This is a genomic window from Paractinoplanes rishiriensis, assembly GCF_016862375.1.
GTDB classification, from domain to species: domain Bacteria; phylum Actinomycetota; class Actinomycetes; order Mycobacteriales; family Micromonosporaceae; genus Actinoplanes; species Actinoplanes rishiriensis.
In genome coordinates this window covers 226,578-241,360 of record NZ_BOMV01000059.1, presented here as the reverse complement: position 1 = coordinate 241,360, position 14,783 = coordinate 226,578, and the positions used below count along the sequence as shown (strand labels likewise).

The 14,783-nt window shown below is 71.3% G+C and carries 14 protein-coding genes and 1 pseudogene; 11 read left to right on the top strand and 4 right to left on the bottom strand.

Annotation, left to right across the window (positions count from 1 at the left end):
* The 3 genes and pseudogenes from Ari01nite_RS27505 to Ari01nite_RS27495 all read right to left on the bottom strand — a co-directional run.
* Positions 1–2,565: pseudogene (locus Ari01nite_RS27505) on the bottom strand (ATP-binding protein); the annotation flags it as partial.
* 1,381 nt (positions 2,566–3,946) lie between these two features.
* Positions 3,947–4,309, bottom strand: coding sequence for a hypothetical protein (locus Ari01nite_RS27500; RefSeq protein ID WP_203785065.1), 363 nt, complete (start codon positions 4,307–4,309; stop codon positions 3,947–3,949).
* Between the two features lies 1 nt (position 4,310).
* A complete protein-coding gene (locus Ari01nite_RS27495) occupies positions 4,311–4,604 on the bottom strand; it encodes a hypothetical protein (protein ID WP_203785064.1) in 294 nt (97 codons plus the stop codon).
* 363 nt (positions 4,605–4,967) lie between these two features.
* Here Ari01nite_RS27495 and folP point away from each other — a divergent pair, with 363 nt between their 5' ends.
* The 7 genes from folP to Ari01nite_RS27460 all read left to right on the top strand — a co-directional run bounded on the left by folP (position 4,968) and on the right by Ari01nite_RS27460 (position 9,423).
* Positions 4,968–5,777, top strand: coding sequence for a dihydropteroate synthase (gene folP, locus Ari01nite_RS27490; RefSeq protein ID WP_203785121.1), 810 nt, complete (start codon positions 4,968–4,970; stop codon positions 5,775–5,777).
* A gap of 47 nt (positions 5,778–5,824) precedes the next feature.
* On the top strand, positions 5,825–6,187 hold the full coding sequence (folB, locus tag Ari01nite_RS27485; RefSeq protein WP_203785063.1) for a dihydroneopterin aldolase: 363 nt from the start codon (positions 5,825–5,827) through the stop codon (positions 6,185–6,187).
* Positions 6,184–6,711 carry a 2-amino-4-hydroxy-6-hydroxymethyldihydropteridine diphosphokinase gene (folK, locus tag Ari01nite_RS27480; RefSeq protein WP_203785062.1) on the top strand — a complete coding sequence of 176 codons (528 nt, stop codon included), beginning with the start codon at positions 6,184–6,186 and terminating at the stop codon, positions 6,709–6,711. The genes folB and folK overlap by 4 nt, the downstream gene beginning before the upstream one ends.
* A 35-nt stretch (positions 6,712–6,746) precedes the next feature.
* Complete coding sequence (locus Ari01nite_RS27475; protein ID WP_203785120.1) at positions 6,747–7,226, top strand: DUF3180 domain-containing protein; 480 nt, start codon at positions 6,747–6,749, stop codon at positions 7,224–7,226.
* 82 nt (positions 7,227–7,308) lie between these two features.
* Positions 7,309–8,568, top strand: coding sequence for an ABC transporter permease (locus tag Ari01nite_RS27470; RefSeq protein ID WP_239163067.1), 1,260 nt, complete (start codon positions 7,309–7,311; stop codon positions 8,566–8,568).
* A gap of 27 nt (positions 8,569–8,595) precedes the next feature.
* Positions 8,596–8,883, top strand: a complete 288-nt coding sequence (locus Ari01nite_RS27465; RefSeq protein WP_203785061.1) for a hypothetical protein — start codon at positions 8,596–8,598, stop codon at positions 8,881–8,883.
* Between the two features lie 48 nt (positions 8,884–8,931).
* Complete coding sequence (locus tag Ari01nite_RS27460) at positions 8,932–9,423, top strand: hypothetical protein (RefSeq protein WP_203785060.1); 492 nt, start codon at positions 8,932–8,934, stop codon at positions 9,421–9,423.
* A 3-nt stretch (positions 9,424–9,426) separates the two neighbouring features.
* Here the strand turns inward: Ari01nite_RS27460 and Ari01nite_RS27455 are convergent, their stop codons facing one another.
* On the bottom strand, positions 9,427–10,425 hold the full coding sequence (locus Ari01nite_RS27455) for an ABC transporter ATP-binding protein (RefSeq protein ID WP_203785059.1): 999 nt from the start codon (positions 10,423–10,425) through the stop codon (positions 9,427–9,429).
* Positions 10,426–10,427: 2 nt separating this feature from the next.
* Here Ari01nite_RS27455 and Ari01nite_RS27450 point away from each other — a divergent pair, with 2 nt between their 5' ends.
* The 4 genes from Ari01nite_RS27450 (at position 10,428) to Ari01nite_RS27435 (ending at position 14,781) form a co-directional block, all read left to right on the top strand.
* The gene (locus Ari01nite_RS27450) at positions 10,428–11,147 is read left to right on the top strand and encodes an ABC transporter permease (protein WP_203785058.1); all 720 of its coding nucleotides are present in this window, start codon (positions 10,428–10,430) and stop codon (positions 11,145–11,147) included.
* Complete coding sequence (locus tag Ari01nite_RS27445; protein WP_203785057.1) at positions 11,144–11,857, top strand: ABC transporter permease; 714 nt, start codon at positions 11,144–11,146, stop codon at positions 11,855–11,857. The genes Ari01nite_RS27450 and Ari01nite_RS27445 overlap by 4 nt, the downstream gene beginning before the upstream one ends.
* A 161-nt stretch (positions 11,858–12,018) precedes the next feature.
* A complete protein-coding gene (locus Ari01nite_RS27440; RefSeq protein WP_203785056.1) occupies positions 12,019–12,996 on the top strand; it encodes a glycine betaine ABC transporter substrate-binding protein in 978 nt (325 codons plus the stop codon).
* A gap of 93 nt (positions 12,997–13,089) precedes the next feature.
* A complete protein-coding gene (locus Ari01nite_RS27435; RefSeq protein ID WP_203785055.1) occupies positions 13,090–14,781 on the top strand; it encodes a hypothetical protein in 1,692 nt (563 codons plus the stop codon).
* The last annotated feature ends 2 nt before the right edge of the window (positions 14,782–14,783 follow it).

Genomic DNA, 14,783 nt, shown 5'->3' with positions numbered 1-14,783 from the left:
TCAAACCTCCAGGTCGGACGGCGACATCGGAATTGCCGTCGGCGCTGCCTTGGCCGCTGACGGCGTGGTGTCCAGGTGCTCCAGCAAGCCTTCAACGTACGACACGTCGACACGTACCTTCTGGACGCGTCCGTCCACGTCTCGCATCACGAACTCGCGGAAGCCGAGGCGGTGTTGCGAGGACGCGTCGACCTGGGACAACGATGCCAGCGTGGCCTCGTAACCGTCGTGTACGGGGACCCGCAGCAGGCGCAGGGCCTCGGACGCGATCTCCTGGTCTTCGGCGATGCGGCCTACGAAGACCGTGGACACCAGGTTTTGCACGTCAAGGCCCAGGATGTCGCGCGGGTTCTGGGACGCCACCAGGGCCGCCAGGTTCCACTTTCGGGAGTCTCGGGCCAGGCGCACCAGGAAGGACCGGCCGGAACGCCAGCCCTCCATGAAGTGTGCCTCGTCCAGGCCGACCATTTTGCGGGAGCTCATCGAGCCGCCGTAGCAGCGCCGGACCGCCAGGCGGTGGGCCGTGTGCAGCATGGGCAGGGCCAGCGACTCCTCGGCCGACCAGTACTCGCGTTCGATCTTCAGGTCGGGCAGGCGGAGACCGGCCATGGTGATGACCGTGAGGGCCGCGTCGGCGCCCAGCAGGTGCTGCGGCGGTGAGCCGAAGAACAGCAGCGCCAGCGGCATCTCGGCGGTGTCCAGCAGCAGGTTGGCGAGTTCCTTGCCCTCCTCGTCGTCCAGGCCCTGCAGAGTGCGGACCACGTCGTCGAGGGTGGACGACTCCTCGGCCGGCACCTGCCGCACCGCGTGGCGGAGCAGGGTTGCCGTGGTCGCTTCCTTGGCCACCTGGGGCGGCACCAGCATCGAGCAGATGTCCTGGACCAGCATGCGGCGTTCGGCCCGGGCGTTGGAGACGGCGATCTCGAACTCGCGGTCGCCGCCCGGACCCGTCGCGAACTCGGAGCGCACCGGGGTCGGGATCAACGCGTAGGGCGCCAGTGTGCCCTGTTCCGAACCGGTCAAATTCAAAACACGGCTGTACGGGCGCAGCTCCGGCATCTGGCACAGGCGCGCCAGCGGGCCCGACGGGTCGAGCAGGGTCACCTGGACACCACGCCGGGCGTTCAGGTAGCCGAGCGCACCCATCAGCGTCGACTTGCCGCCGCCCGGCTCGGCCACGAACACCCCGAGACCGGACCTCTCCCGCACCTCCATCGGAAAATGCAGGTCGAGGAAGACCGGGCGCCGGCAGGTCCCCGAGGTGCGCCCGATCAGGTCGCCGCGCCGGTCGCCCACCGTGGAGGCCGCCTGGGGCAGTGCTGCGGCCAGCAGCTTGACCGGCATGCGACGCACGTAGCCGGTGTTCGCGATCGGCTCGCCGGGGATGAACTCGCGGGCCAGCTGGTCCTGATTTTTCGGGTGCTGCAGCGAGATGCGCAGCTCCCGGGAGTACAGCTGGATGAGCCGGCGCGCGCGTTCCAGGCATTCCTCGCGACTGGAGCCGCCGACCGCGATCCGGTGCCAGCCGTGCGCCCGGGCCGACTCGACCGGCAGGCCGGTGGTCATCTCGTCGCCGATCACCAGGGCCCGCTTGGCGAGTCGTTCCAGCTCGGGCGGTGCGTCGATGCCGTGCTCGGCGTAGTCCAGCTGCTGCGAGCGGATCATCCGGAGCCGGTGTTCGAGGTTCTTGAACGAGCTGTTGGAGCCGAGGATGTCGAGCCGCGAGGACAGCTCCATGGGCCACGGCAGCCGCTCGTGGAAGTGCAGCCACGGCTCGTGCTTCTCGGGGATCTCCAGCGGCTCCATCCGGCCCACCGAGAGCACCGCGACGTGGCGTTCCTCGCCGCTCATCCGGTTGACCAGCTTGACCGTGGAGCCGTACGGGGTGCGGTAGCGCTCCACCTGCTCGGTCAGCGCCAGCAGGTCACCGGTCTCCCAGTGCCCGTTGGTGATCGGCGAGAGCAGCGCGGGCGGCGCCATGCACAGCGCCACCGAGCGGTACATCAGCCATTCCAGTTCGGCCGGGGCGACCCGGCGCCCGCGCATGCCGAACGCGTTCAGCACCTCGTCGAACTGTTCGACCGTGCGGCCCAGCTTGCGCCGCTCGTTGTCGGAGGTGCCCCGGCCGAAGGCGCGCAGCACCCGCTCGGCGAACGTGTCCCCCAGGGACCGTCGGGCGAACGTCACGCCGAGGTAGGTCTGCCCCTCGGCGTGGTTGACCGACAGCAGGTGCCGCTGCGCCGCGACCAGGTGGTCCGACCAGGAGGTGGCATTGTGCACGTCGGGCAGCGGCTTCGCGGTGAACGAGTCGACCGTCCGCGCCCACTCGTCGGCCGGGAACGGCCGGTTGGTGCGGCGCAGGTGCAGGCGGAACCCGGCCAGCCCCGCGTACTGCTCGGAGATCGCGGAGAGCAGCGCCTCGCGCTCGGCGTCGGGCCGGAAGGCCCAGCGCACCTCGGGCAGGTAATACCAGGCAGTGACCGTGCTCTGGGTGAAGGTCAGGTGCCCCGCGATCTCACTGATGGCCAGCTCGAGGACGGGGTCGCGGTCGCCGAACTTGAGCTTGTGCGGCCGCAGCGGCGCCGGCTTGACGTCCTTGCCGCGCTGCCGTGCCGGCAGATTTTCCTTGGACTTGCGCTTGGCCGGCGACTTCTCCTTGCGCTTGGCGGGTGCTTTTTCCGTGGCCGGTACGGGTAGAGCAGCCGCCTCCGCTTCGGTCTCCTGCGGTGGCGCGGCGTACGGCTGGACGGCCGACTGCCCGGGATGGCGGGTGCCGACGGTCTGCCACAGCGGCGGGGTCGCCACCGGTGGCGTCGGCTCGGGTGCGCCGGTCACCGGGGGAGTCACCGACGACGTCCCCGGCCAGTCGTCGAAGTCCGGCCAGGCCTCCGCCGGCGCCGGATTGTCCTGGTAGAAGTCGGCCTTCGGCCCGACCGGGGCGCGGTTGTACGGCGAGGACGCGGGCGGCCCGGACGCGGGCGGCCCGGACGCGGGCGGCCCAGATGCGGGCGGCCCAGATGCGGGCGGCCCAGATGCGGGCGGCCCAGATGCGGGCCGAGCCGAACCGGGCGGTGCCGAGGCAGGCCGGACGGAGGCGGGTGGTCCGGAGGCAGGTGGTCCGGAGGCGGACGACCCGACTGGTGGCCCGAATGCGGCCGGCCCAGATGCGGGCGGTCCGAAAGCGGCCGGTCCAGAAGCGGGTGGCCCGGAGGCGGGTGGCTCGAAGGCGGCTGGACCGGGGGCGGGCGGCCCGGAGGCGGGCCCGTAGGCAGGCGGCCCGGAGGTGGGCCCGTAGGCAGGCGGCCCGGAGGTGGGCCCGTAGGCAGGCGGCCCGTAGGCAGGCGGCCCGGAGGCGGACGACCCGAAGGCGGCTGGTCCGGATGCCGGCGGTGCGGACGCGGGCGGTCCCGATGCGGGCGGTGCCGACATCGGGCGCGCCGGAGCCGGCGCCGGGCCCGCCGAAGCGGGCGGTGCTGATGCCGGCGGTGCTGATGCCGGGGCGGCCGGGGGCGTGGAGGACTGCGGTGCGGAGGTCGGTGCGGATTTCTGGGGCGGCAGGTCCGCGTCGAAGTCGAAGCCGAAGTCGAAGTCCGGATCGCAATCGGTCTCGGGCGGGTAGGGGCCGTTCGCCGGGGGAGCCGGCGTGCCCGCGGGTGCGGCGGTGCCGCCGAAGAGGTCCAGGAAGGGGGAGTCGATGTCCAAGGTGGCGTCCACCGAGCCGCCGCGCGGGCGGACCGGCTGCGGCGCCTGGAAAACACCCACCGCGCCGTGGCTCGGCGCGGCGACGAATTCCTCGGCGGCGCCGTCCAGGGAATCGGGCGAAGAGTAGTTGTCCGAACGCATTCCGTTACTCTGCCTGCCCGGCGTCGTCGCGTCCGCGCGGGGATGCCCGTGCGGTGAGGTTCCGCTCATGCGCATGCTCCGGGGGAAAGTACGGCAAAACTGGTCATACCAACTCCTCCCGAACCCGGATGCGAGTGGCGACAAGTCTCGGATCGCGTTGCTCGACGGCCGGCTCGCGGGTGCGGCGCCAGTCGGTGAGCGCGGTGCGGATGACGACCCGGGCCGGACGGTCGGGGTCGACATGCCGGAACACGTACGACGTGGTCACCATGGCCAGGGCGATCTCCCAGGCCGGGAACGCGTCGAAGTCGAACGTGATCAGGTAGTGCAGGAACATGAACAGGGGAACCAGCGCGACGAACATCCCGTACTGCGCGTACGGCAGATGGATGGGCAGCGTGTATCCGGGCGGACCCAGATAGACCAAGCGCGCCCGATAGATGTCGTCGTCGGTACGAAGCCGCATCTCAGCTGAAGATCAGATCGATGAGGTAGTCGCCGACGAAGAACAGGGTCGCCGCGCCCGCGATGAAGGCCAAGCCCACGATGGCAATGGCCGAGCTGGTCAGCACCTTGGAGATCTCACCGCGGCTGGCTCGTCCGATGAAGATCACGCCGAGCACCGCGAGCAGGATGGGTGCGATGTTGCTGGCGAAGAAAGTGACGATGCCTTCGGTGTTGATGCCCTTGGGCTCGGGCGCGGCCAGCGTTCCCTCGTGGAACGCCGTCACGACCTGCGTGGCGAGCTCGGTGGCGATCATTGGTAAACCTCCCCGTATCCGGTTAGGGGGATCCGGACACGTCGCAGTGGTGAAGCCGCACGGCAACGCCCATATCGTGCTACTTCCAGCTCAGCGCGTCGAGTGAGCCGTTCGGGCACTGCCATCCTCATCTGCTCTCTTCGGTTCCTTAATGATGCCCAGATCCGAAGAGTACGGCCCGCACTTCTTAGCTACAAGCGCCTGATTCGTTACGCAAGGTAAGGGTGCGTATGAAGATGAGTTACCACCCATCGTACGCACGTGCGACAAGTAGCCGGGCCGTACCCTCGTCCCGTGACGGATAAGCCGAGAGACGCGCAGCTCACGGGTGGGGAACTTATTCGCCGAGATCACCCGGTCGTGATGGGAATCCTGAACGTCACGCCGGACTCCTTCTCGGACGGCGGCCGGTACACCGACGTGGATGCCGCGATCGAACATGGCATGGATCTGTACCGCGCCGGCGCGGACATCGTGGACATCGGGGGCGAGTCGACCCGGCCCGGAGCCGCCCGGGTGGACGCCGCCACCGAGGTGAGCCGGGTGGTTCCGGTGATCTCCGGGCTGGCCGCGGCCGGCGTGCCGATGAGCATCGACACCACCCGGGCCGCGGTGGCGTCCGCGGCGCTGGCGGCGGGGGCCTCGGTGATCAACGACGTGTCCGGCGGCCTGGCCGACCCGGCGATGGCCGGGGTGGCCCGGGACGCCGGGTGCCCATGGATCCTCATGCACTGGCGCGGCCACTCCCGCGACATGGCCCAGCTGGCCGTCTACCGCGACGTGGTGGCCGAGGTGTGCACTGAGCTGCTGGCCCGGGTCGAGAACGCGACCGCCGGCGGCGTCGACCCCGGACAGATCATTCTCGACCCCGGCCTGGGCTTCGCCAAGACCGCCGAGCACAACTGGGCGCTCAGCCGGCGCCTCGACGTCCTCGTCGATCTCGGCTTTCCGGTCCTCTTCGGCGCCAGCCTCAAGACGTACCTGGGCCGCCTGCTGGCCGGCCCGGACGGCACTCCGCGCCCGGTCGACCGGCGCGCGGACGCCACCCTGGCGACCTCGGTGCTCGCGGTTGCCGCCGGCGCCTGGGGGGTACGTGTGCACGACGTCGCCGCCACGGTCGACGCGCTGGCCGTGTGGCGCGCCACGGGTTCGCCGAGACTCGCGAAACCCTGACCGTCCGGTGGCAGGCTGTAACGGGTGAATGAGAGAGAAGGAACCTCGTGAACGGGCGGATCACGCTGGCCGGACTCCGCGCCAAGGGCCATCACGGCGTCTACGACTTCGAGCGGACCGCCGGCCAGGATTTCGTGGTCGACGTACGCCTGGACCTCAACGTCAGCAAGGCCGCGGCCAGCGACGACGTGTCCGACACGGTGCACTACGGGGAACTGGCCGAGCGGCTGGTGGCGGTGCTCACCGGCGAGCCGGTCAACCTGCTCGAGACGCTCGCCGTACGCCTGCTCGATGTTTGCCTTGCCGACGATCGGGTCATGGCCGCCGAGGTGACCGTCCACAAGCCGCAGGCACCCATCGCGCACGAGTTCGCCGACGTCTCGGTCACCCTGGCCCGGAGCCGGTCGTGACCCGGGCGGTGCTCGCCCTGGGCAGCAACCAGGGCGACCGCTACCGGCACCTCCAGCAGGCGGTCCGGCTCCTCGGCGAGAGCGTGGCGGTGGTGTCCGGCGTCTACGAGACCCCGCCGTGGGGCGACGCCGACCAGCCGGCGTACCTCAATGCCGTGCTCCTCGCCGTGGATCCGAGGGCCGCGCCGCACGACTGGCTGGCCCGGGCCCGGGCCTGCGAGGCCGCCGCCGGCCGGGTGCGCGACCCGGAACGCCGGTACGGCCCGCGCACCCTCGACGTCGACGTGATCGAGGTGTGGGACGCCGACGACCAGCCGGTGCTCAGCGAGGACCCGGAACTGACCCTGCCGCACCCGCGGGCGCACGAGCGGGCGTTCGTCCTGCGCCCGTGGATCGACATTCAGCCGTACGGGCAACTGCCCGGTCACGGGTGGCTCACCGACCTGCTGAACGAGCCGGCCCTCGCCGACGACCTCGCGGCGATGAGCCCCCGCCCGGACCTGCCGCTAGAGTCGGTTGGGTGAGCAGTAACCCGCAGGCGCCCAAATCGGACCCGTCGATGCGGCCGACGAGCATCTCGGTGCTGGTCGTCGCGGGTCTTGCGGCGGCGGCGCTGGGCTGGCTGCTGCTCAGCTTCTCCTACTCGCGGCTGCCCGACCTGCCCTGGTCGCCGGTGATCGTGCTGGTGGTGCTGGCGATTGCCGAGGGCATGCTGGCGCAGAACACCGCCAACCGGATCCAGCGCCGGCCCCGCACCATCCCGGTCGATCCGCTGGCGGTCGCCCGCTACGTCGCGCTCGCCAAGGCGTCGTCCCTGGTCGGCGCGATCTCCGCCGGGTTCTCGGCCGGCCTGCTCTCGTGGCTCGCGATGGAGCCGACCCAGGCCGCGCGCGACGACCTGCCGACCGCCGTGGTTGGCCTGGTGGCTGCCCTCGCGCTGATCGGCGCGGCGCTCTGGCTGGAGCGTTCGTGCCGGATTCCGAAGCAACCGAAGTCGAAGGACGAGAACGACAGCGGTCGACCGACGGGTCTACGCTGATCCAGCACGACTTCGGCCTTGAACTGAGACCGACTCGTATCCGTATGCTCTGGGCGCGGGCCATGCGCCCGGTGATTTCGGCGTGCGTCTCGACCGCACGGGAGACGCACACGAGGAGGCGCTGACCATGGCGTACGAGGACACGACGACATACCGTCGGACTGACGAGCCAACCGAACCGTCCGCCTACCGGGCCAGTTCGCTCGCCGCGGCCGAGCAGCGCCGCCGGGCCGACGAGATGGAAGCCATCGAGGCGGCCGACGCGCAGCGCGTCGACGACGGCCGGGACCGGCTCGGCATCCACCTCGGCTGGGAGGTGGTACTGCTGCTCGCCGCGGCGGCGTTTGGCTTCCTCCTCTGGCAACAGGATCCGGACAGCCTGCAACGACCAGGCCTGGACAACCTGCTGGTGAACGGCGCCGCGATCGGCCTGCTCACGCTCGGCGCCGGGCTCACCCTGCGGGCCGGCGTCCCCAACCTCGCGCTCGGCCCGATCGCGCTGGCCGCCGCCCTGCAATACGCCGAACAGGGCGACCAGGGCCTGGTCAAGGCCGCGGTACCGGCCCTGATCGTGGCGGCCGCCGGCGCGGTGGCGATCGGCCTGCTCGTCCTCGTGCTGCACATCCCCGGCTGGGCGGCCACGCTGGCCGCCGCGCTCGGCGCCATCGTCTACATCCAGCTGCGCCTCGAACCGGTCGACGTGCAGGGCGGCTACGACCCCACCGACCAGGCGTTCTTCCTGTTCGGCGGCTTCGCCCTGCTGGCCGTGATCGGCGGCGCGCTGGGCACCATCACGCCGGTCCGACGCTGGCTGGGCCGGATGCGCCCGGTCGGCGACCCGGCCCACCGCCGGGGTGGTGCCGCGGTCGCGCCGGTGCTGATCGCGCTGATCCTGTCGTCGGTCTTCGCGGTGGCGGCCGGCTTCCTGCTCGCCGCCCAGTCGGCCGACCCGATCGTGCCGGGCACCGGCCTGGAGTGGACCGGCATCGCGCTCGGCCTCGCCATGGTCGCGGGCACCAGCGCGTACGGGCGACGGGGTGGGATTTTTGGCACTTTGTTCGCGGTGGTCGCGTTGACCCTGTTCCTGGACTGGTCGGACCGCAAGGACCTGGAGATCGCGCTGTTCGCCACGGCGGCGGCGGTCTTCGGCGCCGGCTTGATCGTGACCCGCCTGGTGGAGACGTACGGGAAACCGCTCACCCCGGCCACCACGGTCGACGACTGGAACGCGGCGCCCACCACGGCGACGAACTGGACCCCCGACCTGGAGAGCTGGTCGCCGACCACCACCACGACCACGCCGAACCGCTGGGATGCCGGCCCGTGGGGTTCCAACCGCTGATCGGGCGGCCCGCATAGACTTTCCGCCATGACCACCCCGAGCTTCGCCGAGCTGGACGCCCTGCCCACCGACGAGCTGCGCGAGCGCGCCTTCGCCCTGGCCCGCCGGCACATGGACATCGGGTTCTTCTGGTCGGTGGTCAAGCACCTGCCCAACGCCGACGACGCCGCCGAACTGGACGGCGCGCCCAACTCGATCGGCCCGGCCATCGACGAGGCAGTCGCGCTCTGGCGTGAACTCGAGGGCCACAGCGGGTACGGGGAGCAGGAGCCGCTGCTGCGGGCCGCGTTCATCGATTACCTGCAAAAGCACTGATTTACGGGCGTCGTTTGAAAAGAGCGCCGCGCTGGGAACTAGCGGCGCATGGCTCTCGGTAACCGTTACAAGTCCGCTCCCGGTGCGGGCACGCTTGCCGCACTGATACTGGTTCTCGTCTTCGGCAGCCCCTGGTATGCCGACTGGGCGAACGAGAACACCAACCCGAACACGGCCGGCGGCTGGTGGCTGCGACTGCTCACCTGGCCGCGCTGGTCGTTCGACTCCAGCGACTCGCTGCGCGAGATCATCGTCGGCGACCTCAAGGCGATCCTGCTGGTCGTCCTGACCCTGCTCTTCCTGTTCCTGCTGCCCGGCTCGCAGTTGGCCCGGGCCCGCGGCACGATCAGCCAGTTCTTCGCCGGCTGGGCCTCCTACATCTTCGCCGGTGGCTTCGCGGCGCTCCTCACCACGCTGTTCCTGGCCAACCCGTCGCTGCTCGGCGCGTTCCAGGCGGCCGGCAACGGCGCCTCGTACGGCCTCTTCGTGGGTTGGATCGTGGGTCTTGCCACCCTCGGCGGCTATCGCGGCACGCGGTAGCTTTCACACCGGATCCGGTACGCCGAACACGGCGGTCCGCGGAATCACGCCAACCGGCCGGCCGTCCTCGAGCACCAGCACCTCGGGGGCGCCGGCCGCCAGCATGACCGCCAGCGCGTCGTAGAGCGTGCCGGACACGTCGACGGTCGGCCGGTCCGCGGTCGGTTGATCACCGTTCAGCGGGCGGGCCGCCGCCCGGGCCGGCGTCACGGCCAGCCGCCGGATGCCCCGGTCGGCACCGACGAAATCGGCCACCGTGTCCGAGACGGGCCGGCTGAGCAGGTCGGCCGGCGGCGCGTACTGGAGCAGTTTGCCGCCCTCGGCCAGCACCGCGATCCGGTCGCCCAGCCGGACCGCCTCATCGATGTCGTGGGTGACCAGCACGATCGTCTTGCGGACCGTGGCCTGGAGCCGGAGGAACTCCTCCTGGAGCCGGCCCCGGGCGATCGGGTCGACGGCCGAGAACGGCTCGTCCATCAGCAGCACTAGCGGGTCGGCGGCCAGCGCCCGGGCCACCCCGACGCGCTGCCGCTGGCCGCCGGAGAGCTCGTGCGGGTAGCGCTTGGCGAACCGGGCCGGGTCGAGGCCGACCAGTTCGAGCAGCTCGTCGGAGCGGGTCGCGATCCTGGCCCGGTCCCAGCCGAGCAGCCGCGGCACCGTCCCGACGTTGGTCCGGATGTTCTGGTGCGGGAACAGTCCCACATTCTGGATCACGTAACCGATGTGCCGGCGCAGTTCGACCGGGTCGCGTTCCAGGATGTTCTGGCCGTCGATCAGGATCCGGCCGCCGGTCGGCTCGATCAGTCGATTGATCATCCGGAGGATCGTGGACTTGCCGCAGCCGGACGGTCCGATCAGTACGGCCAGTTCGCCCGCGCCCACCTCGAGGCCGAAGTCGCCGACCGCGACGGTGCCGTCCGGGTAGGTCTTGCCGACGTTCTCCAGCGTGATCGACGCCGCGCTCCGGGCCTGCCGGGATTCGTTGATCGCGGTAGCGTCCACGTATGTCCTTCCTGTTGGGTGGCCTGGCGGCCGTGCCGCTGGCCGCACCCGCCTCCGACGGGCCGGGAAATCCGTGGTTCTCCTGGCACTACGTGCAGAACAACGCGGAAACCTTGCGCAGCGCCGTCGAGTTCCACGCGAGTCTCACCGCCCGGGCGGTCATCCTCGCACTCGTCGTCGCCGTTCCGCTCGCCGTCCTCGCGTACTGGGTCAGGCCGTTGACCGGCCCCATCCTCGCACTCTCCGGCGTGCTCTACACGATTCCGTCGCTGGCACTGCTCGCCCTGCTGGCCCCCCTGGTGGGCACCACCACGGACACGGCGGTGCTCATCGCCCTGGTGCTCTATGCGCTGCTGGTCCTGGTGCGCAATGCGTTGACGGGCCTAATTCAAGTGCCTGACGAGGTACGCGACGCAGCCACCGGGATGGGCTACGGCCGGCTGGGCCGGTTGCTGCGGGTCGAACTGCCGCTGGCCCTGCCCGGCATCCTGACCGGCCTGCGGCTGGCTACCGTCTCGACCGTGGCCCTGGTCACCGTCGGTGCGCTGATCGGCAAGGGCGGCCTCGGCGACCTGATCCTCGGCGGTTTCCGCAACAACTTCTACAAGGCCGAGATCCTCACCGGGACGATCCTCTGCCTGGTGCTGGCGCTGGTGCTCGACCTGCTGCTGGCCGGGCTGGGCCGGCTGCTGACGCCGTGGAGCCGGGGGCGGGCGGCGTGAACTACTTCAACGAAGCCGTGCTCTGGCTCAACGACCCGCTCAACTGGACCAACCCCGGCGGCCTGGTGGACCGGCTCACCGAGCACCTGGTGATCAGTTTCTGGGCGGTCCTGCTGGCCTGCCTGGTCGGCTGGCCGATCGGCATCTGGCTGGGGCATCGCGGCCGGGGCGGGGCCGCCGTGGTGACCCTGGCCAACGTCACGCTGGCGCTGCCCACGCTGGCGCTGCTCACCATCCTGCCGCTCACCCCGCTCGGCTTCGGCAAACCGCCGGTGGTGGTGGCGCTCGCGGTCTTCGCGGTGCCGCCACTGCTGGCGAACGCGTACACCGGCTTGCGGGCGGTCGACCCGGAGGTGCGGGACGCGGCCAAGGGCATGGGTCTGTCCGGCCGGCAACTGCTGACCCGGGTGGAACTGCCGCTGGCGGTGCCCTACCTGGCGGCCGGCCTGCGGACCGCGACCGTCCAGGTGGTGGCGACCGCAACCCTGGCCACCTTCGTGGACGGCGGCGGGCTCGGCGAGATCATCAGCGCCGGGTTCGGGCTCGGCATCAGCGTCGGCGGCGGTCAGATCGTCGCGGGCGGGATCTTTGTGGTCCTCCTCGCACTGATCGTCGAGGGCCTGCTGGCCGGGGTACAACGCCTGGTCACGCCCCGTCCACTGCGCTCCGTGCGGAGCCGCCGGCCGACCGCCGCGGCGCCGGCCGGGTAACGGACTCGCATCGTTCCTCCGAAGTTGTCATACCCACCGGGTAGACCTGGCTGGAGACCCAACGGGCAACGCTTCCTGGCTGCCCGTCCGGACACGCGGTGCGACCACCCCGGTCGCACCGGGACACAGAAGGCGGCAGTATGCGTCGACAATTTGTTGTGATGGTCGCCACCGCTGCGGCGGCCGTCGTTTCCCTGGCCGGCTGCGGTGAGGCCGGCTCGTCCGGCACCGAGGCGCCGCCGTCCGCCGCGGCGGGTGCCGGCTGCGCACCGGCCGCGGGCGAGACCCTGGTCGTCCTCGAGGACGACAAGAAACTTCAGAACACCGACAACGTCCTGCCCGCGCTCAACAAGAAGTCCTCCTCGCCGGAGCTGATCGCCGCGCTCGACAAGGCCTCCGCGGCCCTCGACACCGCCAAGCTGATCGACCTCAACAAGGCGGTCTCGGTCGACCGCAAGTCGTCCAAGCAGGCCGCTCAGGAGTTCGCCACGGCCAGCAACCTGACCGCCGGCATCACCAAGGGCGCCGGCGGTGAGCTGACCATCGGCACCGCCGACTTCCCGGAGAGTGCCACGCTGGCCGAGCTCTACGGCGTCGCGGCGACCGCGGCTGGCTACACGGTCAAGGTGCAAAAGATCGGCAACCGTGAGCTGTACGAGCCCGCGCTGGAGAAGGGCGACATCGACGTCGTCCCGGAGTACGCGGCGACCTTCGCCACGTTCCTGGCCGGCAAGGTCGACGGCAAGGGCTTCAAGGACCCGTCCTCGCCCGACCTGGCCACCACGATGACCAACCTCAAGACGTACACGGACAAGGTTGGTCTGGTTGTCGGCGAGCCCTCGCAGGCACAGGACCAGAACGCGTTCGCGGTCACCACGGCCTTCGCCGACAAGAACGGCCTCAAGACGCTGTCCGACCTGGCCGCCAAGTGCTCCGGTGCGGCGACCGTGCTGGGCGGCCCGGCCGAGTGCCCGCAGCGTCCGAAGTGCCAGCAGGGCCTGGTCGACACGTACGGGTTCCAGGCCGGCAAGTTCAGCAGCCTGGACACCGGCGGCCCGCTCACGCTGACCGCGATCAAGCAGGGCACGGTCAGCGTCGGCCTGGTGTTCAGCTCCGATCCGGCACTGGCCAGCAGCTGACCCGGGCGACGGTCGAGCGCCGGGCCGGTTTTGTCACGTCGCCCGGCGCTTGACCGTTTCGCCCCTGGCCCAGTCTCGGTAGTATCGGCGCCCATGCCGGACCGGGATCCCGAGGCTGGACACAGCTCACGCCTGCTCCGCGGCCTCACCTGGGCGGGCGTCGTGCTGGCCCCGCTGGCCGCGGTCATTGTGCTGCTCGGCCAGAGCTCCGGCTCGGTGCGCTTCGCGGTCCTGCTGATAGCCGTCAGCGTCGTCCTGATCGGCGCATCGGTCCTGATCCGCAGCGACCCGGTCCTGAGCCGCATGGACGTCGAAGACCGCGTCGCCGACGAGGTCGCCGCCCTGCGCTCCGAACTGAGAGCCGAATTCGCCGGCGCCGGCGCCCGGCCCGAGCCGGCCGCGCCGCCGCCGCGCTCCCAGCCCGCGGCCCCGTCGCGCTCCCAGCCCGCCGGTCCCTCGCGCTCCCAGCCCGCCTCCGGCTTCTTCGCCGACGACGAGCCGTCCGGGTTCTTCCACGACGAGCCTTCCGGTGATCCGTTCGCCGGCCAGCATCCCGGCCCGCATTCCGGCCCGCATCCTGGCTCGCATTCCGGCCCGCACCCCGGCCCGCATCCTGGCTCGCATTCCGGCCCGCACCCCGGCCCGCATCCTGGCTCGCATCCCGGCTCGCACTCCGGCCAGCACTCCGGCCCGGCCGGCGTGCGCCGGCCGTCTGCGCCGCCCAGCCCGAACGGCGGCCGCGCCAGCGTGCCCGCGGCGGTGGCGGCGGCCGCGGTCCGCCCACCCGCCGCCGTGGGTCCGCACCGCGAGCCGGGCATGGTGACCGGCGATCGCGCGCCCGGCCGGTCGACCGGCGCCCGCGCACCGGGCCGACCAACCGGCGACCGGGAGGCAGACCGCCGCGAACCCGGCTTGTCGACCGGCAACCGCCCACCTGGCCGGCCGGTGGGCGACCGTGAGCCCGGGATGGCGACCGGGGACCGCGCCCCGGGCAGGTCCACCGGTGGCCGGGAGCCCGGTGGCTCGACCACCGGGCGGGTGGCGGCGGCTTCGGCCTCCGTTCCGCCGCAGCGGGGCTCGGCGTCGGTTCCCACGCCCGCGCGTGCGGCGGCCTCGGTGCGTCCCGGTGCCCAGTACGGCCATCCGGAATCGCTCGACAGCGACTTCGGTGCCAGCGACGGCTACGCCACCGTGAACGGAAGCACGCCGGGAGCCCACGGATCGGTGCGGGGCGGTACCTACGGGTCCTCCGCGGTGAGTGGTGGCTACACCGCCGCGGGCGTCGACTACCACCCGGCGGACAACGGTTACGGCCCGGCGGATGGCCTCGGTTATGGCTCGGCCAACGGCTACGGCGCGGCGAGCGGCAATGGTTACGGCCACGCCTATGGTTCGGCGAACGGAAACGCCTACGACGCGGCCAGCGCGAACAGCTACGGTGCGGCGAGCGCGGGCGGCGGTGGGAACAGCTACGGCGCGGCGGGTGCCGGTGGCAACGGCTACGTCGCGGACGGCTACAGCTCCGGGGAATACGGATCCGCGGGCGACTACGGCCAGGCCGGCGGCGGCTACTACGACCAGCAAGCCGACTCCTACGGCCTCGACGGCGGCTATGACGCCGCCGAGGTGCACTCCTCGGGCGACCCCAACTACAAGGCGCGCCGGCACCGGCCGTCGGCCAACGACACCAACATCGGCACCATGGAGGACTTCTCGTCCTACGGCGGCGGGGGCTGGTCGGATGAGCGCTACGTCCAGGGCTACGGCCCCACCCGGCGGCGCTGAAA

Excerpts from the sequence above, each read along its gene's own strand:
- Ari01nite_RS27450 (WP_203785058.1), top strand. The coding sequence starts at position 10,428 with ATGTCCTTCCTGTTGGGTGGCCTGGCGGCCGTGCCGCTGGCCGCACCC.
- Ari01nite_RS27460 (WP_203785060.1), top strand. The coding sequence starts at position 8,932 with ATGGCTCTCGGTAACCGTTACAAGTCCGCTCCCGGTGCGGGCACGCTT.
- Ari01nite_RS27440 (WP_203785056.1), top strand. The coding sequence starts at position 12,019 with ATGGTCGCCACCGCTGCGGCGGCCGTCGTTTCCCTGGCCGGCTGCGGT.
- Ari01nite_RS27495 (WP_203785064.1), bottom strand. The coding sequence starts at position 4,604 with ATGATCGCCACCGAGCTCGCCACGCAGGTCGTGACGGCGTTCCACGAG.
- Ari01nite_RS27500 (WP_203785065.1), bottom strand. The coding sequence starts at position 4,309 with ATGCGGCTTCGTACCGACGACGACATCTATCGGGCGCGCTTGGTCTAT.
- folP (WP_203785121.1), top strand. The coding sequence starts at position 4,968 with ATGGGAATCCTGAACGTCACGCCGGACTCCTTCTCGGACGGCGGCCGG.
- Ari01nite_RS27475 (WP_203785120.1), top strand. The coding sequence starts at position 6,747 with ATGCGGCCGACGAGCATCTCGGTGCTGGTCGTCGCGGGTCTTGCGGCG.
- Ari01nite_RS27435 (WP_203785055.1), top strand. The coding sequence starts at position 13,090 with ATGCCGGACCGGGATCCCGAGGCTGGACACAGCTCACGCCTGCTCCGC.
- Ari01nite_RS27465 (WP_203785061.1), top strand. The coding sequence starts at position 8,596 with ATGACCACCCCGAGCTTCGCCGAGCTGGACGCCCTGCCCACCGACGAG.